Below are 7986 nucleotides of genomic sequence, written 5' to 3'. Positions count from 1 at the left end.
GCCACTGGGTCCTGTACGCAACGATCTCCTCATGGCTGCGGCCGACGAAGTTCCACCACATCACGATTTTTTCGCCCAGCGGCTCTCCGCCGATCAGGAGAACGCGGGCTCCCTCGCTGCCCGCGACCAGGGTCAGGGACCCGTGGCCGACGGGCAGGTACGCGAGGTTGTCCTTCGGGACCGGCTGCCCGTCCAGGGCAAGGTTGCCCGAGTCCACGAGCAGGCCGTGTTCGAAGGACGCATCTGTTGTGAGCGTCAGCTCCGTCCCCGCTTCGAGCAGGAGCTCAGCACCGAGCAGGGGCGTGTGGGTTGTGACGGGCGAGACGGACCCAGCGAGCGAGCCCAGGAAGACGCGCACGGTCCAGCCGTTTCCGCTGACCGGCTCCGGACGGTAGTGCTCAAAGGTGGGCGCCATGTGGCGTGCCGTGTCCGGCAGCGCCACCCACAGCTGCGCGCCGTGCAGGACGGTGGTGTCCGGGGTGGAAAATTCGGAGTGGCTGATGCCGCGGCCGGCGGTCATGAGGTTCACTTCACCGGGCCGCACCGCTGCGTGGAAGCCGGCCGAATCCCGGTGTTCGATCTCGCCTGTGAACAGCCAGCTGACGGTTTGAAGCCCGGTGTGCGGGTGGCGCGGGACATTCATGCCGCCAGAATCGCCGACCTGGTCCGGGCCGTAGTGGTCCAGGAAGCACCACGCCCCAATGAGGCTGCGCTGGCGCTGCGGAAGGGTGCGCCGCACATCCATCGCGCGCGGGCCGCCCAGCGGGACCTGCCGCGGAACCAGGAGTTCGACGCCGGCGAAGGTCCCGTCCGTTTCGCAGAGGATTTCCTGGGGCGCGACTTCGGTATTGCTCATGATGACAGCCTAGCTTCGCGCGGTCCGCGGGTCAGCCTTCGCACACGGCCTGACCTTCCAGGACCGGGCCTCACATCCAGGCCGAACGGCGCAATGGGGGTTCCGCGCCGCCCGGGCGCTGGACCAGGATCTGGTTCACGCCCGTGATGCCGGCCTCGAAGCCGAGTGCGCTCGCGGCCATGTAGAGCCGCCACACCCGGGCCCTTCCCAGCCCGGCCAAGCGCACGGCCTCGTCCCAGTGCTCCTCCAGGTTCCGCACCCACGCCCTGAGCGTCAGGGCATAGTGGGGCCGCAACGCCTCGACGTCGATGATCTCCAGGTCCGCCGATTCGAGTGCCGCGACCATCTCCGAGAGGCTGAGCATCTCGCCGTCCGGGAATACATAGCGGGGAATGAAGGAGTCAGGGTCCGGCGGGGTCGCGCCGGCGTTCCAGGAAATCGCGTGGTTAAGCAGCCGTCCTCCCGGCCGGAGCAGGCCTTGCAGGTGGGAAGAATAGTGCTGGATCTGCTCGCGCCCCACATGCTCTGACATGCCGATGGAGCTGATCGCGTCGAACGGCCCGTCCTCCACGTCCCGGTAGTCCTGCACCCGGATGTCCACCCGGTCCGTGAGTCCGGCGTCCGCCGCCCGCTTGCGGGCCAGGGCCGCCTGTTCGACCGAGAGCGTCACGCCCCATAGTGTTGCGCGGCATGCAGCGCCAGGCTGCCCCAACCGCATCCCACGTCCAGCACCCGCATGCCCGGGCGGAGCCCCAACTTGCGGCAGACCAGATCGAGCTTGGCGCTCTGGGCGGCGTCAAGCCCGGTCTCCTCCGACTCCCAGACCGCGCACGAGTACACCATGGAAGGGCCCAGGACGAGGGCGTAAAAGTCGTTCCCGACGTCGTAATGGTGGGAAATGGCCGCGGCATCGCGCCCCTTGGAATGCCGCCGGCCGTGCCTGCTCACGCGCGCTTCCTCCGGCGGCGGCGCCGGGTTCGTTCCGAGCGCGCCGAGCCGGACTGCTGTTTTGACCAGCGCGAACACCTCGCCGGGTGTCGGCGGCCGGAACGGGCCGGGCTCGGCGAACTTTCCCGCCGCACTGATGGCCGCGAAGGCGGCGAAGATGTCGCCGGGTGCCTCGACATCGCCGGCCACGTAGGCACGGCTCAGTCCAAGCTGCCCTGGGGACCACAGCATCCGTCGAAGTGCCCGCCGGGACCGGAAAACGACGACTGGAGCGTCTTCCGGTCCCGCTTCCGAGCCGTCCCAGGCTTTCAGCCGCAGGGGGATGCCGTCGGTGCCAAGGATGATCGCCAGCGCGTCGGCCAGCCGTGAAGCCGCATTCGTGGATGCCGTCATGTCCAGTGCCTCAATTCCAGTGCTTCGTCTCCGGTGCTGCGGGCTGAGCCGCGCCAGTTCCAAATCTAAGGGCATGACACGCCCGGCAACCAGAGCTTTGGTTCCGATTCCTTTCCCCGTCCCCTCACCTCCTCCCCGCACACCACTCCTTCCCAAAGCATCAGCGGCGAACGGCTCTGGCGCGTGGGGGTGCTGTTGCCTATGGTGTGTCCTATGTCTGAGTCTTTCTCGTCCCTCGTGGACACGTTCAAGAATGTCGGTGTGTCCCGGGCCTACGGGCCCGCCGTGAACATCGCAGGAGAAGAGATCGTCCCGGTAGCGGTGGTGTCCTTCGGGTTCGGCGGAGGCAGCAGCCCGGAAGACGCCCAGCCCGGCAGCGGCGGAAGTGGAGGCGGGGGCGGCGGCTTCGTCTTGCCCCTGGGCGTCTACGCCAAGGGCTCCTCGGGCCGCATGACGTTCAGGCCCAACACCGTCGTCCTCCTGGTGGCGCTGGCCCCTCTGGTGTGCGCCGTTGGCGTTTCGATCCGCGGCATTCTTCGCACCGTCCGTTCCCACCGCTAGCACCGCGGCCGCAGGGCCAAGGATTCCCCAAGCCCGTCCGGGCATCGTTGGGTCTGGCAGCCTGGGTCTCGGGTAGCCCTGTGGTCGGGCGTCGGACGGACTTGATCGACGATGAACTTATTCAGAACTGCATGTGCAGCAAGCCTGGGCGCGGCGCTCCTGATGACGGGTTGCGGCGCTCCCCCGGCCATACCGGGCCCCACAACCACGGTGACGGCCCCGCCGTCGGTGGTGGTCTTCGATCCGCAGACCAGCGGCAAGGTTCTGGCCGAGCGGATCAAGGCCCGCGCCAAACCCACGGACCCTGGCGTCACGATCTCCGAAGTGGAGTGCAAGAACTTCCCGGATATCAAGGTCAACACGCATACCGATTGCCAGATGGTGGTTAACGGTGTCAAACGCGGGTACCGGGCCACGTTCACCGAACGGGACGGACACTACGAAATAAAGGCCCAGGAACTCACCTGGTAGGGGTCACGGCGTAGGACATGGCGGGTTCCCGGTCGTCGTCGGCGTCCACCCAGGCCGCGAAGTCCTTCAGCGACATGAAGCAGTAGTAGTCGCAATAGCGCAGGTTCTTCTTCTCCGACTTGCTCATGCCGGTAATTCGATGCGGGCGCGGTCACGGATGGGCCGGCGGCTGTTGCCTGTCCGCGCGGGCAGCCTCAGCCGCTGTTGCGCGCGCGGCTGGGTTGCACCCGCGGCGGTTCCCCGGGCATCTTCGGGAAGTCCGGCGGGAACGGCATCTCCCCCAGCCCGGCCTCGATATCCCTGTCCCACCATTCGAGGAGGAGATCGACGGTGCCCGCGCCGCCCGAATGCATGCCCTCCCACGGATCGCCGGTGGCTTTGAGCCGTTCCGGCACGGTGACGATCGTGAAGGTCGTCGGATCGGCGGACTCGAGCTCCTCCCAGCRGATTGGGCACGACACGGTGGCAGTGGCGAGTGCACGCGGGCTGTAGGCCCCCGCTATCGTACGGTCACGGTTCGCCTGGTTGAAGTCGGCGAAGATGCGGGCGCCGCGTTCTTCCTTCCACCAGGCGGTGGTTACCTGGTCGGGCAGGCGCCGCTCGAGTTCGCGCGCCGCCGCGATGACTGCATGCCTCACATCCAGGAACTCCCGGGTCGGCTCGATCGGTGCAAAGACATGGAGCCCCCGGTTTCCTGAGGTCTTGATGAACGCATCCAGCCCGGCCTCCGCGAGTAAGCGGCGTAGCTCCATCGCGACCGGAACGGCCTCGGCGAACCCGGTACCCGGCTGCGGGTCGAGGTCGATCCGCAACTCGTCCGGATTGTCCGGATTTCCGGCCCGGGAGGGCCAGGGGTGGAAGACCACCGTATTCATCTGCACCGCCCACACCGCGGCGGCGATTTCGTCAATGACAAGCTGGGGATGCGAGCGTCCGCTGGGATAGACGACGTCGACCGAACGGATGAAATCCGGCGCACCCTTGGGCGGGTTCTTGGAGAAGAACTGCTCGCCGTCCACCGTGTCCTTGAACCGCTGGAGGGTCACCGGCCGGTCCCCGTTCGCCGCCAGGAAGGCATCCCCGACGGCCACCATGTACCGGGCCAGGTCCAGCTTGGTCAGTCCCAGGCCGGGCCAGACGACCCTCGCCGGGCTCGACACCCGCAACTCCCGGTCGCCGTGCGGACCGCTGACGGTGAGATGGACTTCTTCCTTGGCCATGGGGACAACCTACCCCGGCGGCGGGGACAGTTGAAGAGCGGAACATCCTCCACCGGGCATGATGGACACATGACAACGCCCGAGCTCCCGATCACCCTTGACGTCGGCGACGCCGCAGTGTCGGGCGTCTTTGCCGGCCCCGAGGACTCCTTCGCAACCCTGGTTGTTGCCCACGGCGCCGGGGCGGGAATGGACCATCCCTTCCTTGTGGGCTTCACCCGCGCCCTGAACGAACTCGGCGTCGCCACCCTGCGCTTCAACTTCCCCTACCGCGAGGCAGGACGAAAATTCCCGGACCGGCCGCCGGCTGCCATCGCCACCTGGCGGGCGGCCATGGCCGCCGCCGCATCCCGTTCCGCGGGCCGGCCGTTGTGGGCCGCCGGGAAATCGTTCGGCGGGCGCATGGCCTCAATGGCCGTGGCGGAAGGCATGCCGGCTGCCGGGCTGGTCTATCTGGGCTACCCGCTGCACCCGCCGGGGAAACCGGAAAAGCTCCGCGACGAGCACCTCTATGGGCTGACGCTGCCGATGCTCTTCCTGCAGGGCACGCGGGACACGTTCGCCACCCCGGAACTGCTGGAGGCCGTGGCGACCAAAATCGGGCCGTCCGCGACCGTGGAGTGGCGCGAGGGCGGGGACCACTCCTTTGCCGTTGCCGGCGCGAAGCGCAGTGCCGACGAGGCGGGGGCGTCACTGGCGGCGACGGTCGCCGAATTCCTGAAGACACACGGCGATAATCCGGCGGCCGCGCTCCCCTGACCGGTCTGGCGTCACGGCCCGGCCTAACCGACGTCGCCGAACCGGCCCGCCCCGTGCTGCACGCGCGCCTCGATGGCGTCGGCGGCGGCCACGGCCCCTCCCGCGCTGCGGACAACATCACGCATCGCGGCCAGGTTGCGCCGGACCTGCGCGTCCGTATGGACCGCGGTGACCGCGGCCCGGAGCGCTTCGGACCCGACGTCCTCCGGCGCAAGGCGCAGGCCAAGACCCAGTTCTTCCAGCCGGCGGGCGGTGGCCGCCTGTTCCGGCTGCTGGGGCACGGCCACCATTGGGACGGCGTAATACAGCGCTTCCATGGTCGAATTCATGCCCGCGTGGGTGATGAAGACGGCGGTCCGGCGCAGTACCTGCAACTGCGGGAAGACCGGCCGGACCCGGATGTTCGGCGCAATCGTTCCGAGATCGGCCATGCTGGTCTGGTCCCCGACGGCCATCGCGACGTCCCACTCGCTTCCGCCGAAGGCGTCAAGGCACATCCGGAAGAAGTCCGGCCGGCGGTTCAGCGGGGTGGTGCCCAGCGAGATGAACAACAGCGGTCCCGTTCCCTCACGCTCCCATTCGCCGTCGGTGTCCCGGCCGCCGACGCTGGGACCCACAAACCGGAACCGGTCATCGAAGGTCGCCCCCATGGGCTGGAATTCGCGGGGTAGGAACACGATGTTGAACGGCGCAGGCGGACCATCGAACATCCGCGGTGTCCGCACGCCCTGCCCGGCCGCGAATTCCGCCAGCAATCGGCCCATGGCCAGGGCAACCTTGGCCATCTCATCGGCGCCGTCCGGTGGCGGGGCAGGCATCAGCGATCTCAGCGAGAAGTGCTCGTTGGTGGCATAGGTGGGCATGAGGGCAATGGCCGGGGCGCCGATCTTTTCCGCCGCCATGCTGCCGCTGAGCGTCATCGCGTCAAAGCAGATGGCGTCCGGCGGGTCCTGGCGGAGTTGATCGACCAGCGCCGGAAAGCTGGTTCTGAGGTCCTCGAACACGCGGTGCATGATCGGCAGCATGAGGTGCGCCTGCGCCCTCTGCCCGGGCCCCAAGGAAGGCATCGATGCCATCCAGTTCCCGCCGGACGCGTGAAAGTCCGCGCCGGCCTTGCGGATCAGCGGTTCAAAGTCGGCGGACGTGAAGTATGTGACCCTGTGCCCCCGGACCACGAGCTCCGCCACCAGCGGCAGGGTCGGGTTGACGTGTCCGTAGGCGGGAATGGAGACGAACGCAAGGTGCATGGCCATCACTCTTCATCGCGTGGCTGATTTTTTTGTTTGACGGGCAGGTTTGCCCGGCCCGGTTGACCGGCCTGTTTGCCCGTCGTCCCGCGGGTCCGGAGGCCCGCCGGCGTCGTGCTCCTTCATCATGCCCCTGTTGACCGCGCGGCGCGAGTGGTCAGTTGGCAGCGCCGGGCAGCTGGTCAGGCGTTAGTTCCGCGGCTTGGTCCGGGCCGTCGCGGGCGCGGTCCACGGGTCTTCAGGCCACGGATGCCGCGGATARCGGCCGCGCATTTCGGCCCGGACCTGGGCGTAGGGCCCGGACCAGAAGGACGCGAGATCGTCCGTCACGGCCAGGGGCCGGCGGGCCGGCGAGAGCAGGTGGAACAGCACCGGCACGCGCCCGTCGGCCAGCCGCGGCGTCTCCGCCCAGCCAAAGCACTCCTGCAGCTTGACGGCCACCACGGGCCGGCCGGTGGCGTCTGCCGCGTCCGGGTAGTCGATCCGGATCCGGGATCCGCTGGGGACCGCCAGCGACTCGGGTGCCAGTTCGCCCAGCCGGGCCGCCTCGGGCCACGGCAGCAGCCGGCCCAGCGGGCCGGCGAGGTCGATCCCGCCCGTCGATGCCCCGCCGGCCAACGCCGCGAGCTCCGGGGCCAGCCAGTCCTGAAGCCGGGCCAGCAACGCGGGCTCGGAAACGTCGGGCCATGCCCCGCCCAGCTCCCGGTGCAGCAGGGCAAGACGGCGGCGCAAGCCGTCCGCCGCGTTCGACCATCCGATGGTGGCCAGCCCCTCGCTGGCCAGTGCGCGGGCCACAGCTGCGCGGCCTTCCTGCGCAGGAGGCCGTACCGGGGTGGACGAGAGCACGATCGCGCCCAGGCGGCGCTCCCGCCGGGCCGAGACCCGGCCCTGGCTAAACCGCGCCTGCAGCGTGTCGCTCAGGAGGTTGCCGGCGGCGGCCTCTGCGGTGTCCGCCGTCAGCGGCGCCGCAGAGCGGATGACGGCACCGGTCCCCGCGGCATCGCGCCCTTGTGCGCGGGACACTTCGGCCACTCCCAGCCATTCGTGCCCGGACAGGGCGCTGCCGGCCGGCAACCCGGCCCGGGTTCCGGAGGTCAGCAGGTATTGTGCCGGCCCCTGGCCCGGAACGCGGCGCGCCACCCGGTCCGGAAAGGCCAGGGCGACGACAAACCCGACGGCCTCCGCGGCACCAACGGCCCCAGCAGACGCAACCGGCGCGGCGCGGGATGGCTTCTGGTGCCCGCCACCGGTGGATTCCTGCCGGGCGATTGATTCCATCCGCCGGACGTCCTCCGACCAGCGCCGGGATCCGGGATCGCGGCCCGTCCGCAGCGCGGCAAGCAGTCTGGTGAGGTCTGCGCCCGGTGCGCGCTGGTCCCCCGACACCAGGGCGACGGCCTCGGCCGCCGTGCGGTAGCCCACCGTCGCGGCGCCGTCCAGCAGGGCGCGGGCAAGGCGGGGGTCAGTCGGGACCCGGGCCAGGGTCTTGCCCACCTCGGTTGCGTGACCGTCCGCGGTGACGGCGCCGAGT

At 69.2% G+C, this 7986-nt stretch carries 8 protein-coding genes and 1 pseudogene; 3 read left to right on the top strand and 6 right to left on the bottom strand.

All coding sequences use genetic code 11. The features are described 5' to 3' along the window. A partial coding sequence (locus AC1D1S_RS18305; protein ID WP_476995116.1) for a pirin family protein occupies positions 1–856 on the bottom strand: 856 nt, incomplete at its 3' end. Between the two features lie 70 nt (positions 857–926). After that, positions 927–2035, bottom strand: a pseudogene (locus AC1D1S_RS18300) (class I SAM-dependent methyltransferase). A gap of 375 nt (positions 2036–2410) precedes the next feature. Between AC1D1S_RS18300 and AC1D1S_RS18295 the strand changes: the two are divergent. Together AC1D1S_RS18295 and AC1D1S_RS18290 are read left to right on the top strand one after the other, a co-directional pair. Beyond that, on the top strand, positions 2411–2758 hold the full coding sequence (locus AC1D1S_RS18295; RefSeq protein WP_043436051.1) for a hypothetical protein: 348 nt from the start codon (positions 2411–2413) through the stop codon (positions 2756–2758). 210 nt (positions 2759–2968) lie between these two features. Further along, positions 2969–3229 (top strand): hypothetical protein, encoded by a 261-nt coding sequence (locus tag AC1D1S_RS18290; protein WP_243177801.1) that lies wholly within the window; start codon positions 2969–2971, stop codon positions 3227–3229. Here the strand turns inward: AC1D1S_RS18290 and AC1D1S_RS18285 are convergent. Together AC1D1S_RS18285 and ligD are read right to left on the bottom strand one after the other, a co-directional pair. Continuing rightward, positions 3219–3356 carry a hypothetical protein gene (locus AC1D1S_RS18285; RefSeq protein WP_243177802.1) on the bottom strand — a complete coding sequence of 46 codons (138 nt, stop codon included), beginning with the start codon at positions 3354–3356 and terminating at the stop codon, positions 3219–3221. The genes AC1D1S_RS18290 and AC1D1S_RS18285 overlap by 11 nt on opposite strands. Before the next feature lie 67 nt (positions 3357–3423). Further along, positions 3424–4449, bottom strand: a complete 1026-nt coding sequence (gene ligD / locus AC1D1S_RS18280; RefSeq protein WP_476995115.1) for a non-homologous end-joining DNA ligase — start codon at positions 4447–4449, stop codon at positions 3424–3426. A 69-nt stretch (positions 4450–4518) separates the two neighbouring features. Between ligD and AC1D1S_RS18275 the strand changes: the two genes are divergently transcribed. After that, positions 4519–5208 carry an alpha/beta hydrolase family protein gene (locus AC1D1S_RS18275; RefSeq protein ID WP_243177804.1) on the top strand — a complete coding sequence of 230 codons (690 nt, stop codon included), beginning with the start codon at positions 4519–4521 and terminating at the stop codon, positions 5206–5208. Positions 5209–5231: 23 nt separating this feature from the next. On the opposite strand, the gene AC1D1S_RS18270 is transcribed toward AC1D1S_RS18275, so the two are convergent. Further along, positions 5232–6455, bottom strand: coding sequence for a macrolide family glycosyltransferase (locus AC1D1S_RS18270; RefSeq protein WP_243177805.1), 1224 nt, complete (start codon positions 6453–6455; stop codon positions 5232–5234). 189 nt (positions 6456–6644) lie between these two features. Continuing rightward, positions 6645–7986, bottom strand: a 1342-nt coding sequence (locus AC1D1S_RS18265) for an ATP-dependent helicase C-terminal domain-containing protein (protein WP_476995114.1), incomplete at its 5' end; no start/stop codon positions are given.

This window comes from Arthrobacter sp. P1_A5 (assembly GCF_056406825.1).
This window is presented reverse-complemented; position numbering and strand designations above follow the sequence as displayed.

Excerpts from the sequence above, each read along its gene's own strand:
- AC1D1S_RS18285 (WP_243177802.1), bottom strand. The coding sequence starts at position 3,356 with ATGAGCAAGTCGGAGAAGAAGAACCTGCGCTATTGCGACTACTACTGC.
- AC1D1S_RS18275 (WP_243177804.1), top strand. The coding sequence starts at position 4,519 with ATGACAACGCCCGAGCTCCCGATCACCCTTGACGTCGGCGACGCCGCA.
- AC1D1S_RS18270 (WP_243177805.1), bottom strand. The coding sequence starts at position 6,455 with ATGCACCTTGCGTTCGTCTCCATTCCCGCCTACGGACACGTCAACCCG.
- AC1D1S_RS18295 (WP_043436051.1), top strand. The coding sequence starts at position 2,411 with ATGTCTGAGTCTTTCTCGTCCCTCGTGGACACGTTCAAGAATGTCGGT.